This window comes from Candidatus Nomurabacteria bacterium, assembly GCA_023898645.1.
In the GTDB taxonomy this organism is placed as follows: Bacteria; Patescibacteriota; Saccharimonadia; order Saccharimonadales; family Saccharimonadaceae; genus UBA2112.
In genome coordinates, this window is record CP060232.1 from 821,175 (window position 1) to 846,314 (window position 25,140).

Genomic DNA, 25,140 nt, shown 5'->3' on the forward strand with positions numbered 1-25,140 from the left:
GCTATTTTATAGTATTTATGCTATAATAATTATTCTAAACGAGGTTTATCGATGGCAAATTCATTTTCGTTTGAAATTTGTAAGGATGTCAGTGCCACAGACATCTCTATTGACCCTGTAATGGCCAGTCTCGAAAGTATGCGCGAACATACTGGCGAGATAGATATCATAGATACTGATCACTTGATTGAGTTTCCAGACTCAGACAGCGAAAGAATACGCCCACGCCAGCTTGGCATCAAGCAAATGGCAGACTTTGCGTTAGTACTTACCAACAAGCCAATCGGCGAAGAGGACGAAAGAACCAAGGGTTTCACGTATTCATTCCCAGACGGTAAGCCACTCGGACTTCGCGCGTCAATAATATCTACCCACGACAATTATAATCTTGAAGTCGTGACAGACCACGAGGTAGGGCATTTGTTCAACATGGTTAACCACGGTGAAAAACACGACGGCAACGGCCACTGCACCGACGAAGAATGTATGATGCACAAGAGCCTTACAAGAGCGCTTGAAAGAACCGTATACGTGAGCAACGAGAACGGCGAAGAGCATCGCACTATAGGCGAGACTCGACCGACGTACCTCAAAAAGCGCCTGTGTCAGACATGCGAGTCGCTCTTTGCATACAATACCCAAGTCCTTTTGGACGCAAAGCGAGGCAAAGAGGTCGCGAATAGTCTGGTTTTTGCCGCAATGGCACGCGCCGGTCACCTGTAACACTGCTATAATGCACACATGACAGCAAACCGAATGCGTAAAAATTTTATGCAAAGTCGCTTAGCAATAGCGCTGCTAATATTGGTAGCAATCTTGGCACTGTTGATTGGGTTTAGCATACTCCGACAAACCATCGTAAAAAACGACATAAACAGCTTTGAAGACTGCGCAGCTTCTGGCCGACCAGTTCTGGAAACATTTCCCGAGCAATGTATAGGGCCCGACGGCACACGCTACACAAAACAGTACGACACAACACCAAGAAGCAGTATATAAAGTCTTACAAGTTTTCGGCGCTACGATGAAAATCGCATTCGTTCCACAAAATCTTGCGAGCGCATTTTTGCACTTGGGCGATTTTTTGTGGCGAAAAGCCAAGTTCTTCTAGCGCATCTTCGTAGGTTTTGTCGCGCGCGTCTTCCACGATTTCTTCTGGCGTCATAGCTGATTTGGAGTATGAATACCGACCACCCACAGGATCTTCGATGTCGACCATGCGAGCAACCGCAGCGCAAAGCAGGGGAGCGTCGACGTCATTTGAGGCAATAGGGCAGTTTTTGCAGGTTTCGGACATAGCTGTTCTCGATTTTACATGGAAATTCAGATTTGTCTAACGCGGGTAACTACCAAATATTAATAAAAAATGGTATAACTATACAACCGGTCAAATACCGGTGATATTTAAAATCCCACCCCAGAAAGAGATGATGCGATGCGAATCATGCGGTTGCTTATGGCAGCTACGCTATCGTTTGGCGCTGCACTGATGGGCGCCACTGGTGCTCATGCTGATACATTGCCGATCAATTGCAATGCTCACGTTCTAGACGCGACAACCTCGGGAGGTGTCGACACGGCTTTTATCCAGAAAAAGATCGACAGCCTCCGTGCAGTTTCACCGACAGCCGATATTTATATCCAGGCGTACCAAAACCTCCCAGGTGGAGGCGCAGGGCAGTTTTGGCAGGCGGGTCTACAACAATGCTCGAATTGGAGATCTGCGTCGGGCAACCGTGCAGCCGACAATGTACTCGTAGCAGCATATGGCGTTGATTCAGGCGGACTTGCATTGTACTACGGCAAAGATTTCGCCTTGGCGATGTCTACCTACGAAAAAGAAATCCGCTCCACCGTGTTGATTGAGTTGGCAAATTTGAACGGCCAGCCAGGCAATCTTGACTACGTGACAAGTGGTTTGGCGCAAGTACTGATGAATGCGGAATTCTATATCAGAAATTCGCAGTACTATTCGGAAGTTGACGGCATCTACTATCCACCGGTAACTTCTGTCCCCGCAGTTGAGGAATTCCGCTTCGAACCGACTGCGTTCATCAAAGCTAGTGGCCTCGGGCTGCTTTTGATTGTTGGATTTGGACTACTCGTCGTGGTTCTTTCTCCTGCAGCGAAGCATCTGTCGCGGTTTGTACCGCCCGAACTCAAAATAGGCAGGCCTATGTAAGAGCTGGGTCTAATGGGAAATAACTAGCCGGAGCTGCGCATCAGCGTAGCTCCGGCATTTACCCCTGTCTTTATATGAAGGTAGAGGTGAATCAAATGTCAGCACGATATCGTTAATCTACGGTGCAATAAAAGGTATTGTCGCAACTATGAAAATCACAGTCACAGTAAAACCAGGCAGCAAAAAAGGACCGCTAGTTCAGCCAGATCTACTGGGTGGATATTTAGTATACGTGCGCGAGCCAGCGATTGAAGGCAAAGCAAATCGTGCTGTAGCAGAAATGCTAGCAAAATTTTTTGATATACCGAAAACTAAGGTCATATTGGTGCGTGGTGCAACCAGTAAGATAAAGGTATTTGAAATCCCAGAATAGACTATTCGTTCCAGTCGTCTGGTAGAGTGTCGGGGATTTTAGTATGCCCAACTTCGTAATCTACATAACTGTCGCGAGAATTTGCAGTAGCAATGCGGCGCAAATCCGCCTCGCCGAAACTGGCTTGTTCAAATCCGTCGCCCATGATGCTAAGCACAGTTCGTGCAGCCTTTTTTATGCGCGCTGATATGCTCTCACGATTGTCGTTGTATGATTCATAATTCATAGATTGATTATACAACAAATGCATGTTTTTAGCAATTTATAAAGAGGTGAGTGACTTTAAGTAATCACTTTTTTGATGGCATCGTACTGCTCGCGGACAACCTTTGCTACGTTTGGCGTAGCAGCGACAAATTCGAGGGTTTTGTAGTCGTAGTCCCTACCTTCAAACGATACGATTTCGCCACCGGCTTCTTGAACCAACAACACCCCCGGTATGTCGTCGTGTAGCATTGATCCACTACGCAGTTTGGTGACACCCTGTATGTTGCCCTGAGCCAAACGAGTAAACTCGTATCCCGAAGCACCGATAGGCGCATACATACCGAGCCCCGAATAACTCAGCACAGGATAAACATCCTTGTATGCCACTGCACCCGCAAATACGATCGAATCGTCTAACACAGTATTATTTATATGTATACTTTCACCGTTGCGATAAGCGCCCAGCCCGCGGATGGCCGTATAAAGCTCGTCGGTTGCGAAATGATATATGACGCTCGCTACCGTGACACCGTCTACCACCAAGCCCGCCATGTTGCTACAGTCGGGCAGTCCGTGCATAAAACTTCGCGTACCGTCGATAGGGTCAACGAACCACGTCGCGTCTATAGTGCCTTCGACGTCGTCGGTCTCTTCGCCATGAAAACCAAAGTCAGGGTAGGCGTCTGCTAGTTTTGTTTTGAGCGCCTGCTCGATCTTGACGTCGAGTTTGGTAACCGGAGAACCGTCTTGTTTAGATGAGTGCTTGATCTTGCCGTACGATTCCATAAGTTCATCTCGAAAGCTCTTAAACACGTCGATGACGAGCTGTTGAGACTCACGGATTACTTCTGGCGATATAATCATGGCTCTACTATAGCAGAGCGGTAATCAAGTAAGGTTTACGGTGTAAAAATTGACTGCATACTTATAAGTGCTATCATTCACTTACATGCACTATAACCGCAATCTCAGCATAGAGATATTCCGGGACAGTGAAACGCCCGATGTCCAAGTTGACCTTGCCGTGACGGCCCTGGAAGAAATACGACAAATCACAAAACATATAGAAATCGTTGAACGTGGAAATGTGCTGCAACTGAGCGAGCCAGGTGTCGACGCTGTGTACACAAAAGATGTGCCGCTACACAAAATTCAAACTGATTTTGGCATTATACTTTCAAGCCGTCCGCTTGTGTTGCCGACTATGCTAGGGCAACCGCCAAACACAGGAAACATAACGGTAGGCAATGCGTGGGTAGGGCTAGACAAACCATTTGCTGTCATAGACGCTGAGCGTACGTACTCACTCAAAAACTCGACCAAACACGAAGTAGGGCATTTCATAGGAGTGCCGCGAAAAGGCAAATACTTTGACGGTGACTGTCACTGCAATCGCCCGAACTGCGTGATGCACTCCATGACCAAAATCGAAATCGAACAAGATGATTATTGCCACAACTGTACCGCGCAGCTTGCCAAAAATGCGTTTAATTTAATGAGACTCAAAAAGTAAAAACCCGCACCGATAGTTTCGATGCGGGTGTGTTCGGACTCATCCGACTGAAGTTGTTGGTTAAAAATCCTCGTCTGGATTGTCTCCGGGTTTTTTACCCCAGCGCCAGCGCGGAGCAGGGCCTTTGGCACTGGTAATCAGCATAACCGCTACAATGTCGGCGACAACTATGCCGATAAACAGTACCAGCTGACTAGCCGTGGGCTGTTCGGGCTTGGGCGGTAGAACGGTAATCCCCGCCGTGATAACCACTGCAAACAGTGCAGCAATAATTAGCCAACCCTGCAGGGTGACCGGAGTCCAGCCCCAGCCGTAGCGTTTGCGTTTGAACCAATACTTTTTCGATTGTTTTTGTATCATAAACTCAGTATACATCTATTCGAGCTTGTAAAAAATATATTCCACTGCCATACTCAAACATATGAATAAAAGGAGTGGGCACGGCTTCACAATCGTTGAACTTTTAATAGTTATTTTCATTATCGGTATTTTGGCGGCAATTGTCATCGCACTGTACAACGGTATCACGCAAAGAGCATACGATAGTCGTTCTCAATCAGAAATGTCCGCACTCACAAAAGCCGTACAAATATTTCAAGCAGTAAACGGTCGTTACCCCAACGATGTCAGCAGGGGAATCCCGGCCGAAATCACACCCTACATAGACGGATCTTCGACTAATTGGCCAAACGCACCGTGGCCAGGAAGTATATACGATTACGACACCTTCACGGGATCTGACGGCAATGAAGTAGTACAAATGAGTATTCGATTTTGTCCAATGGGCGGGCCACTTAGCGCATGTAAATTCCCTAATGAACCTTGGGCAAGCGGGTTCAATATCGACAGTAGCGCTTATTGGTGCATTACAGGAAAATGTCGTGCCCATCCATCGCAACCAGACAACTATCCAGGTTACTGTCTAAACTGCGAAAGTTAAGTTCATTTTGATTTAAATACTATGCAAATAGACTCAAATTAACCATGCAGTAACACCATGTGGCCTGCAAAATCAATATAAAAATTGGGGCGAGTGCCCCGATTTTTATACCGCTACTTTAGGTTGTTTCGGTTTTTTGACTTCTTTGCGTTTGTTTTGACCTTTTGACATATTTGCCCCTTTGATTACTAATCATAGTATAGCATGCGCATAGGAGTAAAAGAGCCCCCGAGAAAACTCTTTCGAGCTCTCGAGGGCTTGATCTAGAAACAGAAGTCGCATTGGCCCGTAGGGGGCAGAGTGACGAAGCAGGTTGGGCAATACGGTGAGCGCTGCTCATCGGAATGCAGAGATCGAACGCTCAAGTCTTTGCTACCCAGTGGCCTACCAAGGTGCGATAAACCATTCGGCCAGAAAATCTCGTTGATTTCAGTACCGAGAGCCCTGCAAAGTGCGTGTGCCACGTTATAAGACACACCCTGTCCATACCCGCCATGTTCAATGCGTGAAATGGTGGATTTCGAGACGTTCGAAAGCTTTGCGAGCTTAGTGAGTGTCATGCCGTGGTCCAGACGAACTTGCCTAAGACTGTGCAACCTAACGTATACAGAGGTCACGCAACCAACTCCTAATTATCTAGAACAACACAATTTGTGTATAGGCATGTTTTATCATGAATTTAAATATATTACAAGTAAACACGTGTTGTCTGCCACGCAATCGACAATATTGAACGTACGGTCAGCTAGATGAGTTTTGATTTTTTGGCGGCCGCAATGCCTACAAATACGCCCAAGCCAACTTTTGCCACGTCAAGCGCCTGAAAGCCAATTTTTTTGAGTAGTTCTTTGCGTTTGACGCTTGGCTTTTGTTCGTAATTTTCTGCACTAATGGCAGAAAGTTGGTTCATGTCGGCTTGAAAACACATCTGGTACAACTCGAGAACTTGCTCGGCCACACTCTCGTCATCGTTGTCGTCGCTCTCAGATTCTAGTAAATAGCTGCGTAGCGAATCAAAAGCATCGTTTGCCACAGTGTATGGCTCATCCTTGCTTCCACTGATTTCATTGAGAAATGCAACGCGTTGGATTTCGAGCCCTCTGGCGTATTCAATCATTTCATTTATATTTTCAACGCTACCGGACTCGTCGTCGATTTGCTCAAGTGCAATCCGTACCGCACTTAAATGCGCAGATGCGGCCTTTTCAAGTGGGTCGCCGTTTTTTAAAAGAGGTTTTTCTGCAAAGGCAGTGCATAAGTCCTTGATGTCCGAGAGTTGATCGAGTATACGCATGTCGATGAATGCCGTGCCTTCCAGCTTGAAATCGTCTTCACCAGTAAACTCGTGATTCATGACGAGACTATATCATAAGTAACAAAAAACGTCAAAGATAAATTCTAATACAGAGATTTTCTTGGTAATTTGCTTAATTTACAAAAATATGGTAAATTAAGTATAGAAAAGTCATTACGACGAAATCACTAAAAAGAAGTCTCTACCCCAAACTCAGTAGTTTACTCCCAAACAAGCGATCAGCCTAACGCGCAAGGAGAAACAACTATGAATATTTACAATCACAAAAAAGAAATTTCACTTAATCAATGGCAGAAAAATCTCGAAATAGCTAACGACATTGAAACAGAAAGAGTTCGAGCAGAAATTGCAGGAATCAAACAAGCATATACGGACAAGTACGGCCCGCCAGACGTAGTGGAGGGGCTATCTCATGACGGCGTAGTACGGCGAGACTCAAACACGGCGAAGCCGAACTCCTAAAATTTGCCAAATATTGCGCAAGGTAAAACCAAGTTTGATACAATGTACGGTATTATGTCGTCTGTTGAAGAATATGCTTATACGTTTCGGATGATCATACCGGAAAAATCACTGGTAGACTTAGAAAGTATAAGCGAGAAAATGATGAAAAATTCAGCAGAAGGCTCTACGCCCATGGTTGTATCGACTATTGACGATTACTTAACCATCAGCATCAACGAAGATACTGAATTTCCCGACGAGCGACTGCCATATGCTGTGATGCTGGCAAAAACCGCCTTGCGCGAATACGGTATAGAACGGCCGATGTTTATAAATGCCTACGCTACACGCATGAACGGAGAAGATTTAGCTGACATTCACGAGCAAATAGTAATTGAAACCGAAGAAGACTACATAATCAATCTGACAGACGAACTAATGCAACACGAACTCAATAAATAGCGTCGCCTGAATTATTTATTTGCCCAACACCTTAGACCATCTGCGCCTAAGGTGTTACTATTAGTAGCTGTGATTGCCGACATTTCCATCACCGAAAAATCATTCGGACCAAAAAGCCTCATGCAAAATGTGAGGTTTACGATAAATGACGGCGAAAAAATCGGCATCATCGGCCGCAACGGAGTAGGTAAGTCGACTTTGTTTGGCATACTTAATGGCACCGACAAAGACTACACCGGTGAAATCATCTACAAAAATGGCTCGGTCGTAGTGGCAACTCAACAGGAATACCACGACGTAGGTGACAAAACGGTGCTGCAGTATGTACTACAGGGCTTGCCGGAATACAGCAAACTCAGCCACATCATAGAAACATACCCTGAAACAATGGGCGACAACATGAAGCTGATAAATGAATATAGCGAAGCGTTGCAGCGGTTCGACGACAAAGGCTTTTACCAAATCGAAGATCAAATCGAGCGAGAACTCGAAAACTTCCAGCTAAGCGGCATATCGCACCGACATTTTTCTACACTCAGCGGCGGGCAAAAACGACTCGTCGAAGTTGTTAAGATTATGCATTCCGACGCGCATTTAGCACTAATCGACGAGCCGACTAACCACATGGACTACATCGCCAAACAGCAATTTGTCGACTGGATGAAAAACGCTCGCGAAGCCGTGCTGGTCATTACTCACGACCGCGACGTGCTGCGCGAAGTCGACCGTATCGTCGAGCTCAAAGACGGTGGTTCGCAAAGCTTCAAAGGTAACTACGACGCCTATCTAAAACAAAATGCCGTCAGTACGGGTAGCCAGATGAACGAATTTGAAATGATTGAACGACGCATCACGAACCTGAAAGCCAAGGTCATAGAGTACCAGCGGTTCAAGGAAAAATCTCGCAACCCTAGCACGATTCAGCGGTTTAAACGATTAGAAGAGCAGTCTCGTAAAGAATTGGCCGAGCTACAGCAAAAAGAAAAGCCGACGTTCTGGATAGACAAAGAATCAGCTGCCGACCTTAATTACAAAACTGCCGCCCAATACGAAAAATTCAAAGCCAAAAACGTGCGCATCAATTTAAAAAACAATGACTCACGAAGCAAACACGTACTCGTGGCTACTCGCGGCCTAAGCCTTGGCTACGACACTCCACTGTTTGAAGGACTTAACATCGACCTACGCGAAAGCGAAGCAATTGAGCTGCGCGGCCGAAACGGCGCCGGTAAGACGACACTGATCAAAGCAATCCTGGGCGACAACTCAGTTACGACATTTGACGGCGAGCTGACTGTCGACAAGCACGTGCGAGTAGGTGTGTACGAGCAAGAAGTATCGCCGACATACTTCGATCTTCCGTTAGAAATAGCGATTGAAAAAATGTACTTAGATCGTGGGCTTGCGATATCGACGACCAAAATCAGGTCACTGATGAGCGACTATTTGTTTACCGAAGGCGACGGCAAAGTGCCCGTAGAACGCCTCAGCGGAGGGCAAAAGGCAAGATTCCAGCTGATAGCCATGCTGGCAAATGACCCGCAGCTGCTCATCCTAGACGAACCAACCAACCACTTGGATCTACCGAGCATAGAAGAGATGGAAACGGCTCTGAGTAAATACTCCGGTGCAACCATATACGTAAGTCACGACAATTATTTCCGCGATAAAATCGGTGGCGACGTGATAAAAATCGGCAAGGAATAGCAACGTCTAGTACGCACAATATGCTAGGTAGACAACCGCAGCCAACCCGACAACGATAATGCCTACTCGTAGCCAATGGCCCGAGATGCGCTGCGCAAATCGAGACCCGCTGTAGCCGCCAACAATACTACCGATCGCCATAATTACGCCTATACGCCAATCTAAGAGGTTCGACCCGTATAGACAAATCATAGATGTAACGGCAAGAAACACGGCCGATATATTTTTCATGGCATTCATCATGTGAGTGTCGTGCACGTTCGTAAAACTCAAAAAAGCAAGCATCAAAAACCCAAAGCCAGCACCAAAAAAACCACCATAATAACTTACCGGCAACAGAGCGAGACCGAGTAAAAATAGTGGCCAGTTAGACTTTGCACGACCTTTCACCAGTTTATGCAGATGGAAATGCATAAGTGGCTGAAAAGCGAACAGTCCAATACCAAACAACACCAATACCGGCACTAATTTGGCGAAATATCCCGGCTCAGTACCGCGCAAGGTAATAGAGCCTGCAGCCGCACCGATAACCACTGGCACTAGTAGCCACGCATAGCGCAGCGGCACTCGTTTTAGATAATTCCAGTAACCAATGGCTGACGCTAGCTGACCAGGTGCAGTAATAATAACACCGGTCGCGCTAGCTGTAATTGGCGGTATACCAATTGCAATCATGACAGGCAGACCAACAAGCATGCCGCCACCAGCGATAGCATTCATAGCGCCCACGACGACGGCAGTTACGAGCAATATAACATCATTTTCCATGTTTGTTTTGTGTTGTTCCTGTACAAAGTATACCAGACAACACGTCGCAGAATTGTTCAAAAATATTGTCCTATCCTGCTATGAACATCAGCGGGTAGTTATTTAGTGGATTCCGGCAAAAATACTTGTTGTACCTAAGAAGCTCATGCTATATTAATAGCAAACAAGGGGGAACGAAGTTGAACACTAAACTTATGCGTTTGCGTATGAGAGTGACGGTATTGATTTCCGTTGCCGTACTTTTAATTTCACAGTCAGCACCGGCATTTGTACACGCAGTACCTGGCGAGACTATCTACACCGGTGGCAACACTGGGCTTGCCGGCGACGATGATTACGCAGGTCCAATCAACCTTGGATTTAATTTTGACTTTTACGGCAGCACCTACTCGAGCACCTATGCCAACATCAACGGTACGTTGAATTTTAGCAGCGGCTCCAGTACATATTCCAATAGTGCTTCCGTACGGAAGTATGAGTAACTCGATCATGGCCTTTTGGGATGATTTAATCACAAGGGATTTCAGCGACCAATCTATCTTGTACAAAACAATCGGAACGCCTGGCAGCCAGGAATTCATCATGCAATGGACCAATATGTACTTTTATAGCAACCCCAGCCTCCCCATGGGTACATTTCAGGCTATTTTGTACGAAGGGACAAACAAAGTCCAACTACAATATCGAGATTTACTCGGTGGTGACGCGTCCATGGGAAACTCGGCAACAGTTGGCATAAACAAAGACGGCACGACAGCAAACCAAGTTTCATATAATTCCGCCAGCCTTACCGAAGGGCAAGCCATCAGCTTTACGCCAGACGGCGGGGGAGGCTATACGGTCAACACAAGCGCAACATACGACCCTGTCTACTTAGCGGATGCCAGCGCCCCAGACGCACCAATACTCAGTGCACCCACAAACAGTACTACCGATGTCAGCACGACACCGACATTTTCGTGGGGAGCTGCAAATCTAGCCGACACATACCAGCTGGTTGTCGCAAGTGATGCAAATTATTCAAATATCGTCATCAATGAGAGCGGGCTAACAAACACAACATATACGCCTTCAACGGCACTAGACACAAATACGATGTACTACTGGAAGGTTATCGCAGTCAATAGCAGCGGTACAGCAATATCTGACGGATGGAAGTTTACTACTGCGCCGCCAGACGACAATGACGGCGTCTTACAATCCGTCGAAGCGGCAGCTCCAAACGGCGGTGATGCCAATGGAGACAGCACGCCCGATTCACAACAAACAAACGTGACAAGTTTAGTAGACCCAGTAACAAATAGATATGCCGTTCTCGATACCGTAGGCTGCCCGACAAATACGAACGTATCCGCGGCCGCCCATACGAACGACGACTCTTACACGTACCCAGCAGGCATGCTCAGTTTCGTTCTAGATTGCGCCAGCCCTGGCGATACCGCCACGATAACGCAGTATTACTACGGCGTCGACCCAAGCGGACTCGTGCTACGTAAGTACAATTCAACCACGCACACATACCAAAACATCACCAATGCAACAATCAGCAGCGTGCTGATAGGCGGCCAAGCCGCAACCAAAGTCGTATACACCGTTACGGATGGCTCGGCACTCGACGACGATGGCACGGTCGACGGCCATATCGTTGACCCAGTCGGCCTAGCCGAAGCCGTTGCGCCTGGCGCGCCCAATACTGGCGTCGGCTCACGTGAAGACTATCTGGCAGGCTTGCTCGCCCTGACTTCAATCAGTCTATTCATAACTGCTGGAGCACTCACTCTGAGCCGCAAAAAATCACAATTTTAGACAATGCGCTCGTACTTAAAATACCCCCGAACGTAAAAGCCGAGGGTATTTTAAGTAGCAACTATTTACGATTCAATCGCCGTCAGCTCGATATCAAACACCAAATCGCTGTTTGGTGGGATGTTTGGCGATGGGCTAGCAGGGCCATAGGCCATAGCTGCCGGTATAACTAAACGGCGTACGCCACCGACTTTCATGCCTGGCACGCCTTGTGTCCAGCCAGGAATAACGCCGCTAAGTGGAAACGTCACAGGATTTCCAAAGTCGTGGCTGCTTTGAAAAATCGTACCGTCTGCTACGAGAGCACCGGTGTAATGAGCGGTGATTGTCGCGCCTTGTGGCACTTCGTCACCCGTGCCTACAGTCACGTCAGTGATCTGTAATTCAGTCACTTCAGTCATAGGGTTAAAGTTTGCTAATTTCGTACCTTCGAGTTTTTGAGTATTATCCATGTACCTAGTATAGCTGCAAAAGATCAAAAAAAGTGTTATACTAAAAACAGCAAGTATTCTAGACTTATCGCTATATATTGGTTTAGCCACCGACCTGTACGACAAAAGCAACGCATATTGCATCTAAAAGCTTTAAACGAAAGGCAACACATGGCAACAAAACTATTTATAGGAAAACTCTCTTACGATACCGTCGAACAAAGTCTCAATGATTTATTCTCTCAGTACGGACAAGTAAACAGCGCGGACATCATCATTGACCGACAGACAAACAAGTCCAAAGGATTTGGATTCGTAGAAATGGCCGATGACGAAGCAGCTAAAAAAGCAATCGCCGAACTCGATGGCAAAGAGTTTGAAGGACAAAGGTTAGTCGTAAACGTCGCCAAGCCACGCGAGGAACAACCTCGTCACCAAGGCGGCTTCCGACGAAGTTGGTAATATGACGAATTCTCTCACGAGGCAACAATTCTTGAAATCAGAACAAGGGGTGTCGCTTCGGGAGGAACTGATGGTGATGGTAAAAAGTGCCGAGTATAATACTCGGCCTATTTATTCTTTGGTTTCTGTCGATGAATTCCAATTCGTTGAAAAGCACATGGACTACATGAGTAAACACCCACGCATGAACCATCGGCAGTACGTTCTAAACCTCAAACTGATGACAAAAATCCGATAGCTAACGAAGGTCCGATATCTACGATACGCGGACGGCGTAGACGACTAGGCGGTGATCGTAAGTACCTTGTGTCGCTACATAAGTTCCGGCGCAAGTCATAAGATTCAATCCTTGAGAACCGTCGCCATAGACACTCAACGCTTTGCCCATGTCAATATCGACTAGGGGTACTGTTTCTGTGTGTACTACACGGTATTTGAACGTTTGACCACCATAGTTTACGCTGATAATTTGACCTTCACGAACACTGTGAAGCTTAGCAAAGACGCCGTCAACATGACCGTCCAAAAATGCCGCGCCATCCACACCGGGTCGAGCGCTACCAATCCAATGACCAACCTGTAGGCTGGAAGGTACGTCAATATTGTTGGTTGCCGTTACGCCCACCTCGATGATAGACGACTGAAACCCGATAGATGGAATCGAGAGGCTGTTGCCTACGACAGCCGCAGCACGAGGCTTAGCAGGCTGAGCAGCAGACACGTTCTTAGTCGACGCCGTGAACACTTGTGGTTTAGATATGCTTGAACTTGGAGAATTTTGGCTTGAGTTTTGAGCAGCTTGCGGCAGCGCGAGCTCTTGCGTGTGAGGGTTTTCTGATGAGTAGGCAGGTGTTGCCGCCCAAACAGTGACACAGAGATTAACACCGACCATAAGAGCGGCGAAAGCTGACAATAAACTAGTACGTCGTTGCATATAATTCTCCCAATGCATGTCTGCAAATAAAAAACCCCGGACAGTCGCCCTCCGGGATCTATATGAACTTAATATAATTATATCAGAAAACTACAAAAAATGCAAGCGTGTACGAGGGGTCCCGTCTGGTTACGTCTCGTCCGCTAGACAATTGGTATACAATGGGTGCAATATGACATCGGAAAACGTTCCCGCCATAAAGCCTAACAAGCAGTTTCCGATAGGTGATGTCGTCTATGATAGCCACCGAAACAAAAAAGTATCTGAGTGGTTCGAAAGAGTAGAGGACATGGACCGCGACGGGTATTCGGCGCACGTCAACTTCCACCATGCGCCAACATCGCAAGACGGTGAAAAAGCATGTTTGACGCACGACGCTGCAGTGCGACTTTGTCAAAGTTGGGACAATTCACGAGCAGATGGTGTACCGGCCTCACATGTAGGGTATAGACTAGTTATGACCTTCAATCAGCAGGCTCGACTACTACCAAAGTGTGACGTAGACCTGACCAAGCAATTGACTCAAATGTGCGAGCAGCAAAAGCACTTGGCGCGTGAATTCGCGCGCTTTGCATGGGAAAGTATCGCTGACTATCCGCACGTATACGCAGTTTATGAGCGTTTACTCGAAATTGGCCGGACGCGGTTCGCCCTAGACGACGAAGAAGATCGCGATTATTTTAAAGCGGGCATGGCGCTGCCATTCATGTTTGCCTGGACAAGCAGGCTCGAAGGCTACACACCGAAATTTTCAGGCATGATAGAAACGACTGGCGAACCAGACAGTGACAGTTTCGGTCGATGCTTTACGACCTGACCAACTAGTTCGAGCCTGATTCGTACGCAAGGCTATATGACGGTGAAATTTCACCGGTTACATTGTCATACGGCGCACCAAACAGCGCGACGCAACGACGCAACAATTCGGCATGAATGCGCTCCATGTCTGGCTCGCCAATCACTTCCGTCAGCAAATGTTCAGTCTCTGTAGGTAGATGCTTTGCAATCAAGCTATCGCTCAAGGCAAATGATCGTATGCGCCAGCTTAGCGCGGCGTCTACGGTTGGCAATGGGTTTCCGATGCAAGCTTCGCAGGCCGGAACGCCAAGACACGCTACAGTCTTGAGATTTACGTCAGGCTTCGTCCACGTGTCGGGCTTTCCCCATATCATATACGCGAAGTCTCTTGCGCGTCCTCGATCCATAGTCGGGTCATACGAGTGAACTATCACTGCATCGTCTTCGTTCTGTTTCCTGATACCGATTACTCGTTCGTGCAATACGTCGCTAAACACGACCGGATGTAAATCATCCGGCTCAAACGGCTCACCGTTTTCGCATTTCCATAAATCTCGTACTGGAATACCCCAAATTTTTCGCATATATACTCCTGTTTCGTAGGGACAAGGGTACTACACATTTATCGACCGTACAAATTTAATGTGTAGTTTGTGTCATAATTATATATAGACACAAGGAGGGTATATGAGAGGATTCGTAGCCAATATCGAAGAAATATCGAAAGCGAACACAAATTTTCGCCACGTTTTGTACACCGGACACAACGCACAGCTAGTCGTGATGAGCATCGCGCCTGGTAGCGAAATCGGCATGGAAATTCACCCGGATAATGATCAGTTTTTGCGATTCGAAAGTGGAACAGGCAAGGTAATCATCGACGGCAATGAACATGACGTCAGCGATGGTTTTGCCGTGGTCGTACCAGCTGGCTCGGAGCATGACGTCGTAAACGTATCGCAAACCGAGCCGCTCCAGCTCTACACACTTTATTCACCGCCACATCACCAAGACGGGTTAGTACGTGCCACCAAAAAGGACGCCGAAGCTCATGAAATCGAATTCGACGGCGTAACGAGCGAATAAATAATCTACTCCGATTCTGAGGATGAAAACTTTATTTATTGACAAGTATATTTTTTGATTTTATAATCACCGGTAATGAAATTACCGCGAATAAGTGTTGAAGTATTTCGGGATCGCGGTTCGCCAGACGCGGCTGTTGAGCTTGCCGTACGCGCCCTGCAAGAAATGAATCTGATTTTTGATGATGGCTTAGGAGTTATTGATAGCGGCCGGCTAGCCCCACTTGGTTATCCGGGCGTTTCACATGTCAATGTAGATGACGTGCCCACTATAGAGACAAGGGCAGATTACGGCGTAGTTATGACGCACAATCCACTCATATCGTCCCCTGGGCTACAGACAGAGTACGATGAGCGAAATGAAATAATAGTAGGTATAGCAATAACGAACGGTAAAGAAAAACCGTACGGAATAATCAATTCCGAATATCCAGAAGAAGTGTCAGAACGCGCTGTACAGCACGAGTTTGGTCACCTGATGGACGTCAAACGAAACGGTGAAAATTATGATGGCGAGTGGCACTGCAGCCTAGAACAGTGCACCATGTATCGTACAGCGACTCGCGAAAAAAGCGATTTTTGCAATGAGTGCGCCGACCAAGCTGCTAAATATTTGTTCATGCGACGCAGACAAAAAGCCGGACTACTACGCAGGCTTTTCGTCTTGTAAAATTTCATCAGTTCTAAAGACCCTTACAATACTCTGATTAGGTTCATATCTTTTAATTTGTTATAGTGTTTTCATTATGTCGAACCCCGAAACACCTGAAGCATCCGGCGGACCAGACTTTGGCAACATAGCCCCCGAGGATCAACAGTATTTACAAGAACTTAGTGACGCATTTGACCGATTACCTGAGCAACTCGAACACAGGCGAGCAATCTACATGGCCGATCTACATATACGCAAAGAGACAATTGATCGCGCCATAGAGTCGCTGGAGCGGGATCAGCACGAAGCATACAAGCAAATTTATTCTCATGGGTTACGTAATCAAGAATCAAACACTAGGTTATCCTTTAAACAATACGTCGACACGTTATTTATGCTACCCGAAAGCAAGTTAAATGAACGAGCAAGGGCGCTAGAGTTTGCACTTAGTAGCGCGGACAGGTCGCAGTCAACTCTTAACGAAGCTATAAACGGGTTTATGAACCATTTCGATCCTTCCACTCTCCGTGATATGGTGGAAGAAATCACGGCAATGACAGATTTAACAGAGGCAGCATCGCGCGCATGCGTCATCTACGACGCCTTAGTAAAACCAGCCGATCAATTGCTAAAACGCTTCGACACGTAACATGCTACACTGGGGGGCACATGTATACGAGGGACACTATACCGAAAATTCTACCCAATGAAAGCTTCCCTCTGGGCGACATAAAAGACTCACTTAAAGAGCAGGGTGCAAACGGGTGGCTGAACACCATAGAAAAACTGGATAATAATCAATTCAGGGCAAGGGTAAATTTATTTCATGCGCCAACCGCTACCATCGGATACGGAGCAGGGTACAGGACATTCAAAGCCGCGATGCTACTTTGTGGACAGTGGGACCTCGTGCAAGGCAACAATAGTAGCCTTGCTACTGTCGGGTTCAAAGTTGCAATGACATTTCAAAACGAAGTCCACTATCTTCCTAGCTCAAATCTAGATCTCACACTCCAACTAGCCCGCATGCAAAACTCAGAAGAACAACTTTATCGCGCGCAGGATTTTGCCCGAGCAGCCTGGTACGGTATGTCGCAATATCCTAATGTATATGAAAAATTCGATCGCCTCCTAGAACATTCGCGAATCAGATACCGTCTTTCACCTGAAGAAAACCGTGAATATTTCCAAGCTGGCATGGCACTTCCATACATGCTGTCGTTAACAACTGCGCTGGCGGAAAGCACACCTGAAATCAAAGGCATGGCTGACAGAACTGGTAAAAACTGGAACTTACAAACCACGCCGTTTCGTCAATTTTTTACAGACGAAGTAGAACTCGCCGAAGACAACATTATACCCAGCGACTATCTGGAACGTAACGAATAAACTTGATAAATACATGAGTGTTTCATGCATAACTCGCTCATGCTATAGTTAATCCACCATCTATACAGCTGGTGTCCTTTCCCTACGATTCAGAAGGAGTTGCCATGCAAACCTTCATCAACACGCTGGTCATGTTTCTTTTCATCATGAGTGTTTTGCTGGTCTCCGGCGCTAGCGTTGGAGGCGGCGTTTTACTCCTCGTCTGCGGCTTTGTATGCCTCGTGGCTTGCATCGCCCTAGGCAAGACCAAGAGCACCATCTTTTCTGAAACAGTATAATGTCCGCTAAGGGCAGAGACCCCGGCTCGCACAGTGTGTGGCCGGGGTATTTCAATAGAAAGGTGCGTGGCTAGTCACGCGCAAAATCTAAACGGATTTGCAGCGCAGAAATCGTCGCGGCTAGCGCCTCGTACTGGGTAATCAACAGACTAAATTCGATAAGTTGCTTTTCATCGAAATAAAACGCCAATCCAGCCCATGTGTTATCCGAAATCGTACGAGTAAGGACCATCTCATCGACCGCTTTGATCATCGCCCTGTGCCGATGCGTCAAACCATCGCAGTCAGGGTAGACGAACACTCTGTCTTGGAACTCAGAATCCAAGCCGTATTTACGAGCAATCCGACGATGATGCTGCAGCTCATACTCACATTTGCACAGATGGGCAACACGTAAAATAACCAGTTCGGTGTCTTGACGCGGAATCCTACCGCCACCGAGAAGCATACCGCTAAACGGTAACCAGGCCCAAAACAGGCGCTTGTGTAATGCCAGCATGGCAAACAGGTGCATTTCCGGCGCGCCCACGGCGCGTGCGGCAATCCGACAAATTATCCAATTTATCAAACCGATATCGCGCAGACCGCGTGAGCGTATACGTCGTCGATCAATTGTCATAAATCCTCCTAGAAGCGGAGACTAAACAAGGCAGCAATTTGCTGCCCACGCAATCATTATATCAATAATCAGATTAATTCAGGCCGATATTCACGTGGCATGATGCGCGTAAAGCACGACACGGAATCAATCGTAAATTGTCGTGGCAACGAAATCGATTCAGCCACGATAGCGCGCGTCTTATCAATATCGAGTACGTTTGGCTCTGTTACCTGTAGCAACGTAACGTGAGGTGTATACGGACGCTTGTAGTGAGCAGCTCGTACATCCGGAGGCAGTAGTTTAACCAGTTGCGACTGCAGCGAGTAGAGACTATGCGATTCGGCTCGCAGATAGCAGACTTGCTGGCCAAATATTCCGATTTCTTCGAGTGCTATGGTAAGTGGTAAATAACGACTCGCGATTTCGCGGACCTTCGGCAACAGTTCACTCGGCATAATACCGCGAAGGCTCGGCGGATTAAGTAATGTGACATGGGGCACTAGTGGTTTAAGCGCCACTTCGTTCGTTTCATGCAGCCGCCACTTCAGTTCAGCAATTTGCCGGTCTAACTCTGGCGGTAGGGCAATCCCGATAAAATACACCTCTTGATGCGGCATGTCATCCATATATTCATGGTAACGTGGTCGGCAGAGAATAGCTACCGCGCCCGTTAAAAATGCCCGCGCCGGAAACTCGTATGAATTTCCAGCGCGGGCTTTGCGCAAACTTAGTCAGCCTTAGCCGCCACTAATACTATCTATGTAGTCAACGAGGGCTGTACGAAGTGATAGATTAAGATATTTTTTGCGTTCGCGCGACGTTACATCACGTACTCGCTCAATCTTCAAGCGATTGAACTGATACAGCTCCGGTGGCTTGAAGTCATCCGTACCTTCTACGTACGACATCTCTTCGATAAACTGGTGCAGGACAAGCTGCCGAATCGCATGATTGTTAGAATTAGTCAAAGCTTCGGTCGCCACGCTGTCGAGTAGTGGCATCCGCACCTCAAACTTACCGCAAACAATGTTGTACATACCGATTTGTCGTGCACTCTTCACGATACCGATGAGCCGCTTGGGCAAGTTCGCTACCTTGATCTGCCTCATTTTCATAGTAACTCTCAATCCTCGAGTTGCGAGCCGCAGTGCGACTATGGCCTCAATCATGCCATAAAATGCACTAAAATAAAACCATACCGAAATGACAGTCCGTCCTGGAAAGTCATAATGCTCTCGTCTACAAATACCGCAAAACTCATGATATAGTCAGGTAGTACATTAATTAATCAGTATCCAGAGTGCAGCGAGAGATCTAGCTCTACGACCTGCCGGCAACCTGTTCGCATACGTGTGCATAAGGTGCCCCCTCTAGCCCTAGCGGAAAGATAAATGCGCAAGCTCCTTTTCTGCCGCGTGGGCGACAGATACGAAAGGAGTTATTTTTATGCCAAAATTCAGAACTGCCGAATCGGTAAGCCCGAAACATCCGGATAAAATATGTGATCAGATTTCTGACGCTATTCTGGATGCGCATCTGACGCAAGATTCTCACGCGAGAGTGGCAATCGATGTAACTGGCGGTCACGGTACCGTATTTGTAACAGGCGAGGTAACGTCTAAGGCGACTGACATAGACGTAGCCAGCATAGTTCGACGAATCGCAGGCGACGTAGAAGTCATAGAACATATCTTTAACCAGAGTGGCGAAATTGCCCGCGGCGTGGACACGGGCGGCGCAGGCGACCAAGGCATTATGGTAGGTTACGCCACCGGCGAAACTGAAGAACTGCTGCCGCTCGAAGTCGTACTTGCACGTCGGCTCAATCAATATCTATATGAAAAATGGGAATATGATGGCAAGACACAGATCACATTAACCGACGGCGAAATCGTCTCTGTAGTAGCTAGTTTTCAGCATGCGCCGAGTAACAAATTGCGACGACGATTGGATGCCTGGCTGGACAATGAACCGCTGGCAAAACCGGCGAAAAACATTGAATTTCATGTCAATCCAAGCGGAGACTGGGAGCAGGGCGGTTTTGACGCTGACGCCGGCCTGACTGGTCGCAAACTCGTCGTCGACAACTACGGCCCACGAATTCCGATAGGTGGCGGTGCTTTTAGTGGCAAAGACCCAAGCAAGGTCGACCGTTCGGCAGCATATGCCGCGCGTAAAGTCGCAATTGATTACTTAAAAAAGGAAAAAGCGAATGAAGTTTTCGTTTACCTTGCATACGCCATAGGCCACGATCAGCCACTTGAAGCTACTGTTGTCGTGGACGGTCGCGAAGAAAAAGTAGAAGGCTATGATTTGTCGCCAAATGGCATCATAAAACTCCTTGACCTGAAACGTCCTGTTTATGAGCAGACTGCTCGCTACGGTCACTTTGGCCATCCTGACTTCACTTGGGAAAAGTAGGATGCAATAAAACATGCTATACTTTGTATATGAAAGCAACTTGGAACAACACAGTTATCGCAGAGGCACCGAAAGAGGAGTTAATCCGTATCGAAGGTAATTGGTATTTTCCGCCACATGCTATAAAACGTGAGTACTACAAAGACAGTGACCACCACACTACCTGTCCCTGGAAGGGCGAGGCAAGCTACTATGATGTCGTCGTCGATGGTCAAACAAACGAATTTGGGGCCTGGTACTATCCGGAACCGAAAGAAGGATCAGTTGAACGCGTCGGCAAGGACTACAAAGACTACGTGGCGTATTGGAACGGTATTGAAATAACCGAATAGTCAATCCGTCGAAATTTTATACGGTTAAACCCTTGTGCTTAGCAAGGGTTTAACCGTATAATACCGCTTAAGCCTGTCGTCATAAAAAGGGGAGGCCATATACCATTAAACTTACAGCGCTAACACCGTTCTGGCATCGCCGCGCCTGCGAGGCAGTTGCCCTAATTGACGCCATTATATTGGCGTTGTTTGCGTGGGTAAATATAGAAGGTATCGATGATCCTAATGCCGGGTTTACCGTCAGTATACTTGCAGTCGTCATCAGCTTTGTCAGTTTTATTATTGCTGGCGCATCTTATTTCTTCGCTAAGGAAAAATTCCGTACCAGTAGCGTTCTCGCCGCGTATGTCCTGCTCGTTATTGCTATCGGGGTAGTCATTTTACAAACCGGCCAATACAGTTCACCGTTTTTGGTGCTCTGGATAATATCCGCGTTCTTCAGCGGCATATTCGGCATACCTGTTACCGCCTTTTTACTTACCGGACTCGGCGGGTATACCGTCTGGGCAATAACGACAAACCAATTAGCAAGTAGTCGGGTACTCGGCATTCTTTTGGCCGGCCTACTTCCGCTGCTTATCAGTTATGTACTGTGGCACGGAAAGGCAAGTAGCGACAAGACTAAAGATAAAGCCTTTTACGATTTAGAGAACAAACTGAATCAAGTCGCGAATAAAGCCGATGTTGTAATTGGCGCCATCAGCGACGGCGTTATTGCCATAAACAACAAACAACAAATCGAGCTAATCAACGCCGCCGCGCAGCGACTCGTAGGATGGAAGGACCAGGACGCACTCCATCTGGATTACAAGTCGGTCCTACAGCTACTCTCGAACGACGGCCATGAGCTCGACAACTCAAAAAATCCAATTCTTGAGGTCCTAACCACCAATCAACCAAAACGACGTAATGACCTGCAACTACTAACCAGCTCCGGCAAAAAAATTACCGTCGAAGTTATCGTGTCTCCGATTGGTCGACTAGGCTCCGGTGCCATTATCGTGTTCCGCGACATCACCAAAGAACTAGTAGAAGAGCGTGCTCAGGCAGAATTCATTAGCACCGCCAGTCACGAAATGCGCACACCGGTAGCATCAATCGAAGGATATTTGGGTCTAGTATTAAATCCTGCAACGGCACAAATTGACGACAAGGCTCGTGAATTTATCACAAAAGCTCACGCCTCGGCTCAACACTTAGGCCGCTTGCTCCAAGATCTACTTGACGTCACAAAAGCAGACGACGGACGCCTGTCTAACAATCCTAAAGTAATCGACCTTGTCGTCTTTGTTGGCGGTGTAATCGAAGAGCTCAACTCAAAAGCACAAGAAAAGGGACTGAGACTGTTTTTCAAACCTGCAACTGACAGCACCAAAGGAAGCTCGCGTACAGTTGAACCAGTATTTTTCGTCAACCTTGACGCAGATCATTTGCATGAGGTCGTGATCAATCTTGTCGAAAACGCCATCAAATACACTCCTGCCGGAGAAGTCGTCGTCGACATCAAAGGCGATGACGATCATGTAGTCGTTTCAATCACCGATAGCGGCATCGGTATACCGACCGAAGACATCCCGCACCTGTTCCAAAAATTCTATCGCGTGGACAATAGTGACACGCGTGAAATCGGAGGAACCGGACTAGGTCTCTACCTCTGCCGTCGCCTGACAGAGACGATGGGAGGACGAATTTGGGTTGAAAGCGAATATAAGAAAGGGTCAACGTTCTCAGTTGAGCTTCCACGTATATCACATACCGAGGCCAACCACCTTATTGATATGTCGTCACCAGAAAATGGCAGCGGCACTGCTGAGCTTGGTGAAATAGCCGCACCGACCGCTGATGAAAATGACGACAGCTCCGACATCGGACAAGGAAGCATGCCGATGGTACAACGTGCCGAAGCCCTAAAAACACCTATAATTACCGACCACAAAAAAAGTCTCAAAGCGGCAACTCCAACTGCTACACAAGTTAAAACGCCACAAGTAGCACCACAACCGCCGACGCCAGTCGCTCCAGCACCAACCGCGCCACAAGTAGCACCACAACCGCCGACGCCAGTCGCTCCAGCACCAACCGCGCCACAAGTAGCACCACAACCGCCGACGCCAGTCGCTCCAGCACCAACCGCGCCACAAGTAGCACAGGTTGCCGCTGGGGCTGTCGGCCCGCAAGATCCACGAATTGCACAGCTTGCAGTACCTAAACGTTAAAAACATAAAAAGCATAAGGGGTATAGTATTTTCCGCAATGCTTTAGTAGAATGGGGGTAATATGACAAAGATTTTATTAGTAGAAGATGACAAAAGTTTGCGCGAAATCTATGGTGTTCGTCTACTTGCGGAGGGTTACGACATCGTTTCTGCAGGTGACGGCGAAGAAGCACTTGCTATGGCCATAAAAGAGAAGCCTCACCTTATCATTAGTGACGTCATGATGCCCAAAATTAGTGGCTTCGACATGCTAGATATTTTGCGAAGTACCACTGAAACTCGTGACATAAAGGTCATTATGATGACAGCGTTATCAAGTGAAGACCAACGATCACGTGGCGAACAGCTTGGTGCCGATAAATATCTCGTGAAATCACAAGTTGGTATCGAAGATGTCGTACGTACTGTCCATGAAGTCCTCGGAGACTCAAGTGGCGGAGACGCATCTGCAGCATCGACAGAAAGCAAAGACACAGCACCAGCTGCCGATGCCGCAAAGCAAGCCGAGACACCAGCAACCGAAAAAACCGAATCAACCGATAACGAAAATAAAGAGGAAAACATGCAACCAACCGACAACGCAAACCCGACCGTACCAACAGTAGAACCAACTGACACGTCTTCACCTGCTCCAGTAGCTTCAACACCCGGCAACGAAGACGCCGGCCCGCTGCCTCCTCAGCCAAGTGAAGTTGAAAGTACATTACCTCAACCGACTGCACCGTTTTCATCACCAGCACCAAATAGCTTAGGCGAGCAAATTACTCAACCTGAAACACCGGCAGAGAACACGTCTGTTGATTCAGTTCTTCCACCTGTTGCGCCTGTTGAAAGTGAATCTGTAGCGCCTTCTGAACCGGTCCAGCCACCAGTAAGTGAGTCCGTAGACACAACTACGCCAACAGTAGGCACCGAGCCTGTCGTTGAAGCGCCTGCACTCTCAGGATCACCTGTAGTGGAGCCAGTTTCATCTGAGCAACCCGCCTTTGCACCAGCTCCTGCTGAAAGCGTAGAAGCTCCTAGTACTGACGACGGCTCAACACCAGTCGCAGGTACACCCGCCGCCTAGAACAACGTGCTATCATAATCCGTAGTGAATATTGTCTTTCCTATTCGTTTAAACAAATACCTGGCTCAGGTCAGTGGTATATCGCGCCGTAATGCCGACGATCTGATTAGTGGCAAACGCGTCACTATTGACGGTAAAGTTGCAACACTAGGTGACAGAGTCGAAGAGGGTAATGAGGTACGAGTTAACGGTAAACCGATTAATACTGATGTGTCATTTATATACGTAGCGCTCCACAAACCGCGCGGCTATGTTTGCTCACGCAAACGTCAAGGCGACAGCCCAACCATATATGAACTGTTACCTGATAAATATCATTCACTCAAAACAGCTGGCCGGCTCGATCGAGATAGCAGTGGAATTATATTGCTTACCAATGACGGTGATTTCGCGCAGCGCATGACACACCCTAGTTATCACAAGGTAAAACGCTATACTGTTGAGCTCGACAAACCGCTGGAGCCACTTCATCAGCAAATGATTAATGATTTTGGCGTCGACCTTGAAGACGGCAAAAGCAAACTAACTCTCGAAAGGGAGTCAGATGACCGCAAACGATGGGTTGTTACTATGAGCGAAGGTCGCAATCGACAAATTCGGCGTACGTTCATAGCACTCGGCTATACAGTTACGACTCTGCATAGAACTGATTTCGGACCGTACCACGTACATGACATAAAAGAAGGTTCTTTCGAAATTACAGAACCTAAATAGCGCACAAAACGTCCATTTACCACCTCTGTATATACGTAAAA

Annotated in this window: 37 protein-coding genes; 24 read left to right on the plus strand and 13 right to left on the minus strand. The window is 47.3% G+C overall.

Annotated features, from left to right (window positions below; all coding sequences use genetic code 11):
• Positions 1 to 51: 51 nt before the first annotated feature.
• Together H6797_04260 and H6797_04265 are read left to right on the plus strand one after the other, a co-directional pair.
• The gene (locus tag H6797_04260; protein ID USN96260.1) at positions 52 to 723 is read left to right on the plus strand and encodes a hypothetical protein; all 672 of its coding nucleotides are present in this window, start codon (positions 52 to 54) and stop codon (positions 721 to 723) included.
• A gap of 18 nt (positions 724 to 741) precedes the next feature.
• Entirely contained in the window at positions 742 to 999 is a 258-nt protein-coding gene (locus H6797_04265) for a hypothetical protein (GenBank protein ID USN96261.1), read from the plus strand.
• 4 nt (positions 1,000 to 1,003) lie between these two features.
• Here H6797_04265 and H6797_04270 read toward each other — a convergent pair whose 3' ends face one another.
• The gene (locus H6797_04270; GenBank protein USN96262.1) at positions 1,004 to 1,297 is read right to left on the minus strand and encodes a hypothetical protein; all 294 of its coding nucleotides are present in this window, start codon (positions 1,295 to 1,297) and stop codon (positions 1,004 to 1,006) included.
• Between the two features lie 138 nt (positions 1,298 to 1,435).
• Between H6797_04270 and H6797_04275 the strand changes: the two genes are divergently transcribed.
• Together H6797_04275 and H6797_04280 are read left to right on the plus strand one after the other, a co-directional pair.
• Positions 1,436 to 2,182, plus strand: a complete 747-nt coding sequence (locus H6797_04275; protein USN96263.1) for a hypothetical protein — start codon at positions 1,436 to 1,438, stop codon at positions 2,180 to 2,182.
• Between the two features lie 148 nt (positions 2,183 to 2,330).
• A complete protein-coding gene (locus H6797_04280; GenBank protein USN96264.1) occupies positions 2,331 to 2,555 on the plus strand; it encodes a DUF167 domain-containing protein in 225 nt (74 codons plus the stop codon).
• 1 nt (position 2,556) lies between these two features.
• Here the strand turns inward: H6797_04280 and H6797_04285 are convergent, their stop codons facing one another.
• Positions 2,557 to 2,781: a hypothetical protein gene (locus H6797_04285; protein ID USN96265.1), complete on the minus strand. Its 225-nt coding sequence runs from the start codon at positions 2,779 to 2,781 to the stop codon at positions 2,557 to 2,559.
• 56 nt (positions 2,782 to 2,837) lie between these two features.
• Complete coding sequence (locus H6797_04290; GenBank protein USN96266.1) at positions 2,838 to 3,626, minus strand: inositol monophosphatase; 789 nt, start codon at positions 3,624 to 3,626, stop codon at positions 2,838 to 2,840.
• 85 nt (positions 3,627 to 3,711) lie between these two features.
• Here H6797_04290 and H6797_04295 point away from each other — a divergent pair, with 85 nt between their 5' ends.
• Positions 3,712 to 4,275 carry a hypothetical protein gene (locus H6797_04295; GenBank protein ID USN96267.1) on the plus strand — a complete coding sequence of 188 codons (564 nt, stop codon included), beginning with the start codon at positions 3,712 to 3,714 and terminating at the stop codon, positions 4,273 to 4,275.
• A gap of 60 nt (positions 4,276 to 4,335) precedes the next feature.
• Here H6797_04295 and H6797_04300 read toward each other — a convergent pair whose 3' ends face one another.
• Positions 4,336 to 4,635, minus strand: coding sequence for a hypothetical protein (locus H6797_04300; GenBank protein USN96268.1), 300 nt, complete (start codon positions 4,633 to 4,635; stop codon positions 4,336 to 4,338).
• A 61-nt stretch (positions 4,636 to 4,696) separates the two neighbouring features.
• Here H6797_04300 and H6797_04305 point away from each other — a divergent pair, with 61 nt between their 5' ends.
• On the plus strand, positions 4,697 to 5,215 hold the full coding sequence (locus tag H6797_04305; protein USN96269.1) for a prepilin-type N-terminal cleavage/methylation domain-containing protein: 519 nt from the start codon (positions 4,697 to 4,699) through the stop codon (positions 5,213 to 5,215).
• 263 nt (positions 5,216 to 5,478) lie between these two features.
• Here the strand turns inward: H6797_04305 and H6797_04310 are convergent, their stop codons facing one another.
• Both H6797_04310 and H6797_04315 read right to left on the minus strand, forming a co-directional pair.
• Positions 5,479 to 5,775: a helix-turn-helix transcriptional regulator gene (locus H6797_04310; GenBank protein ID USN96270.1), complete on the minus strand. Its 297-nt coding sequence runs from the start codon at positions 5,773 to 5,775 to the stop codon at positions 5,479 to 5,481.
• Positions 5,776 to 5,960: 185 nt separating this feature from the next.
• On the minus strand, positions 5,961 to 6,569 hold the full coding sequence (locus H6797_04315; protein ID USN96271.1) for a hypothetical protein: 609 nt from the start codon (positions 6,567 to 6,569) through the stop codon (positions 5,961 to 5,963).
• Between the two features lie 207 nt (positions 6,570 to 6,776).
• Here H6797_04315 and H6797_04320 point away from each other — a divergent pair, with 207 nt between their 5' ends.
• The 3 genes from H6797_04320 to H6797_04330 all read left to right on the plus strand — a co-directional run bounded on the left by H6797_04320 (position 6,777) and on the right by H6797_04330 (position 9,143).
• Positions 6,777 to 6,992, plus strand: coding sequence for a hypothetical protein (locus tag H6797_04320; protein USN96272.1), 216 nt, complete (start codon positions 6,777 to 6,779; stop codon positions 6,990 to 6,992).
• 54 nt (positions 6,993 to 7,046) lie between these two features.
• Positions 7,047 to 7,436, plus strand: coding sequence for a hypothetical protein (locus H6797_04325; GenBank protein ID USN96273.1), 390 nt, complete (start codon positions 7,047 to 7,049; stop codon positions 7,434 to 7,436).
• A gap of 69 nt (positions 7,437 to 7,505) precedes the next feature.
• Entirely contained in the window at positions 7,506 to 9,143 is a 1,638-nt protein-coding gene (locus tag H6797_04330) for an ABC-F family ATP-binding cassette domain-containing protein (protein ID USN96274.1), read from the plus strand.
• Positions 9,144 to 9,149: 6 nt separating this feature from the next.
• Here H6797_04330 and H6797_04335 read toward each other — a convergent pair whose 3' ends face one another.
• Positions 9,150 to 9,911 carry a sulfite exporter TauE/SafE family protein gene (locus H6797_04335; protein ID USN96275.1) on the minus strand — a complete coding sequence of 254 codons (762 nt, stop codon included), beginning with the start codon at positions 9,909 to 9,911 and terminating at the stop codon, positions 9,150 to 9,152.
• Positions 9,912 to 10,090: 179 nt separating this feature from the next.
• Here H6797_04335 and H6797_04340 point away from each other — a divergent pair, with 179 nt between their 5' ends.
• Together H6797_04340 and H6797_04345 are read left to right on the plus strand one after the other, a co-directional pair.
• On the plus strand, positions 10,091 to 10,393 hold the full coding sequence (locus H6797_04340; protein USN96276.1) for a hypothetical protein: 303 nt from the start codon (positions 10,091 to 10,093) through the stop codon (positions 10,391 to 10,393).
• Positions 10,386 to 11,717 carry a hypothetical protein gene (locus H6797_04345; protein ID USN96277.1) on the plus strand — a complete coding sequence of 444 codons (1,332 nt, stop codon included), beginning with the start codon at positions 10,386 to 10,388 and terminating at the stop codon, positions 11,715 to 11,717. Before H6797_04340 ends, H6797_04345 begins: the two co-directional genes overlap by 8 nt.
• Positions 11,718 to 11,782: 65 nt before the next feature.
• Here the strand turns inward: H6797_04345 and H6797_04350 are convergent, their stop codons facing one another.
• Positions 11,783 to 12,118, minus strand: a complete 336-nt coding sequence (locus tag H6797_04350) for an FKBP-type peptidyl-prolyl cis-trans isomerase (protein ID USN97110.1) — start codon at positions 12,116 to 12,118, stop codon at positions 11,783 to 11,785.
• A gap of 201 nt (positions 12,119 to 12,319) precedes the next feature.
• On the opposite strand from H6797_04350, the gene H6797_04355 reads away from it, so the two are divergent.
• Together H6797_04355 and H6797_04360 are read left to right on the plus strand one after the other, a co-directional pair.
• Entirely contained in the window at positions 12,320 to 12,610 is a 291-nt protein-coding gene (locus H6797_04355; GenBank protein ID USN96278.1) for an RNA-binding protein, read from the plus strand.
• A 1-nt stretch (position 12,611) separates the two neighbouring features.
• Positions 12,612 to 12,848 carry a hypothetical protein gene (locus H6797_04360; GenBank protein ID USN96279.1) on the plus strand — a complete coding sequence of 79 codons (237 nt, stop codon included), beginning with the start codon at positions 12,612 to 12,614 and terminating at the stop codon, positions 12,846 to 12,848.
• A gap of 18 nt (positions 12,849 to 12,866) precedes the next feature.
• Here the strand turns inward: H6797_04360 and H6797_04365 are convergent, their stop codons facing one another.
• Positions 12,867 to 13,544, minus strand: a complete 678-nt coding sequence (locus H6797_04365) for a class F sortase (GenBank protein ID USN96280.1) — start codon at positions 13,542 to 13,544, stop codon at positions 12,867 to 12,869.
• A gap of 172 nt (positions 13,545 to 13,716) precedes the next feature.
• Here H6797_04365 and H6797_04370 point away from each other — a divergent pair, with 172 nt between their 5' ends.
• Positions 13,717 to 14,361: a hypothetical protein gene (locus tag H6797_04370; protein ID USN96281.1), complete on the plus strand. Its 645-nt coding sequence runs from the start codon at positions 13,717 to 13,719 to the stop codon at positions 14,359 to 14,361.
• Positions 14,362 to 14,365: 4 nt separating this feature from the next.
• On the opposite strand, the gene H6797_04375 is transcribed toward H6797_04370, so the two are convergent.
• Positions 14,366 to 14,926: a hypothetical protein gene (locus tag H6797_04375; protein ID USN96282.1), complete on the minus strand. Its 561-nt coding sequence runs from the start codon at positions 14,924 to 14,926 to the stop codon at positions 14,366 to 14,368.
• 103 nt (positions 14,927 to 15,029) lie between these two features.
• Here H6797_04375 and H6797_04380 point away from each other — a divergent pair, with 103 nt between their 5' ends.
• From H6797_04380 to H6797_04400, 5 genes are all read left to right on the plus strand, one after another.
• A complete protein-coding gene (locus H6797_04380; protein USN96283.1) occupies positions 15,030 to 15,428 on the plus strand; it encodes a cupin domain-containing protein in 399 nt (132 codons plus the stop codon).
• A 75-nt stretch (positions 15,429 to 15,503) separates the two neighbouring features.
• A complete protein-coding gene (locus H6797_04385; GenBank protein USN96284.1) occupies positions 15,504 to 16,097 on the plus strand; it encodes a hypothetical protein in 594 nt (197 codons plus the stop codon).
• 76 nt (positions 16,098 to 16,173) lie between these two features.
• Positions 16,174 to 16,728: a hypothetical protein gene (locus H6797_04390; GenBank protein ID USN96285.1), complete on the plus strand. Its 555-nt coding sequence runs from the start codon at positions 16,174 to 16,176 to the stop codon at positions 16,726 to 16,728.
• A gap of 20 nt (positions 16,729 to 16,748) precedes the next feature.
• The gene (locus tag H6797_04395) at positions 16,749 to 17,468 is read left to right on the plus strand and encodes a hypothetical protein (GenBank protein USN96286.1); all 720 of its coding nucleotides are present in this window, start codon (positions 16,749 to 16,751) and stop codon (positions 17,466 to 17,468) included.
• A gap of 104 nt (positions 17,469 to 17,572) precedes the next feature.
• Positions 17,573 to 17,746 carry a hypothetical protein gene (locus tag H6797_04400; protein USN96287.1) on the plus strand — a complete coding sequence of 58 codons (174 nt, stop codon included), beginning with the start codon at positions 17,573 to 17,575 and terminating at the stop codon, positions 17,744 to 17,746.
• 70 nt (positions 17,747 to 17,816) lie between these two features.
• Here the strand turns inward: H6797_04400 and H6797_04405 are convergent, their stop codons facing one another.
• The 3 genes from H6797_04405 to H6797_04415 all read right to left on the minus strand — a co-directional run bounded on the left by H6797_04405 (position 17,817) and on the right by H6797_04415 (position 19,462).
• A complete protein-coding gene (locus H6797_04405) occupies positions 17,817 to 18,359 on the minus strand; it encodes a carboxymuconolactone decarboxylase family protein (GenBank protein ID USN97111.1) in 543 nt (180 codons plus the stop codon).
• A 74-nt stretch (positions 18,360 to 18,433) separates the two neighbouring features.
• On the minus strand, positions 18,434 to 18,973 hold the full coding sequence (locus H6797_04410) for a 2'-5' RNA ligase family protein (protein ID USN96288.1): 540 nt from the start codon (positions 18,971 to 18,973) through the stop codon (positions 18,434 to 18,436).
• 111 nt (positions 18,974 to 19,084) lie between these two features.
• Positions 19,085 to 19,462, minus strand: a complete 378-nt coding sequence (locus H6797_04415) for a hypothetical protein (protein ID USN96289.1) — start codon at positions 19,460 to 19,462, stop codon at positions 19,085 to 19,087.
• Positions 19,463 to 19,793: 331 nt separating this feature from the next.
• Between H6797_04415 and H6797_04420 the strand changes: the two genes are divergently transcribed.
• The 5 genes from H6797_04420 to H6797_04440 all read left to right on the plus strand — a co-directional run bounded on the left by H6797_04420 (position 19,794) and on the right by H6797_04440 (position 25,099).
• On the plus strand, positions 19,794 to 20,768 hold the full coding sequence (locus H6797_04420) for a methionine adenosyltransferase domain-containing protein (protein USN96290.1): 975 nt from the start codon (positions 19,794 to 19,796) through the stop codon (positions 20,766 to 20,768).
• Positions 20,769 to 20,797: 29 nt separating this feature from the next.
• Entirely contained in the window at positions 20,798 to 21,100 is a 303-nt protein-coding gene (locus H6797_04425) for a DUF427 domain-containing protein (GenBank protein ID USN96291.1), read from the plus strand.
• Positions 21,101 to 21,285: 185 nt separating this feature from the next.
• Positions 21,286 to 23,316: a PAS domain-containing protein gene (locus H6797_04430; GenBank protein ID USN96292.1), complete on the plus strand. Its 2,031-nt coding sequence runs from the start codon at positions 21,286 to 21,288 to the stop codon at positions 23,314 to 23,316.
• A 61-nt stretch (positions 23,317 to 23,377) separates the two neighbouring features.
• Entirely contained in the window at positions 23,378 to 24,385 is a 1,008-nt protein-coding gene (locus tag H6797_04435) for a response regulator (protein USN96293.1), read from the plus strand.
• A gap of 24 nt (positions 24,386 to 24,409) precedes the next feature.
• Positions 24,410 to 25,099, plus strand: a complete 690-nt coding sequence (locus H6797_04440; protein ID USN96294.1) for an rRNA pseudouridine synthase — start codon at positions 24,410 to 24,412, stop codon at positions 25,097 to 25,099.
• The last annotated feature ends 41 nt before the right edge of the window (positions 25,100 to 25,140 follow it).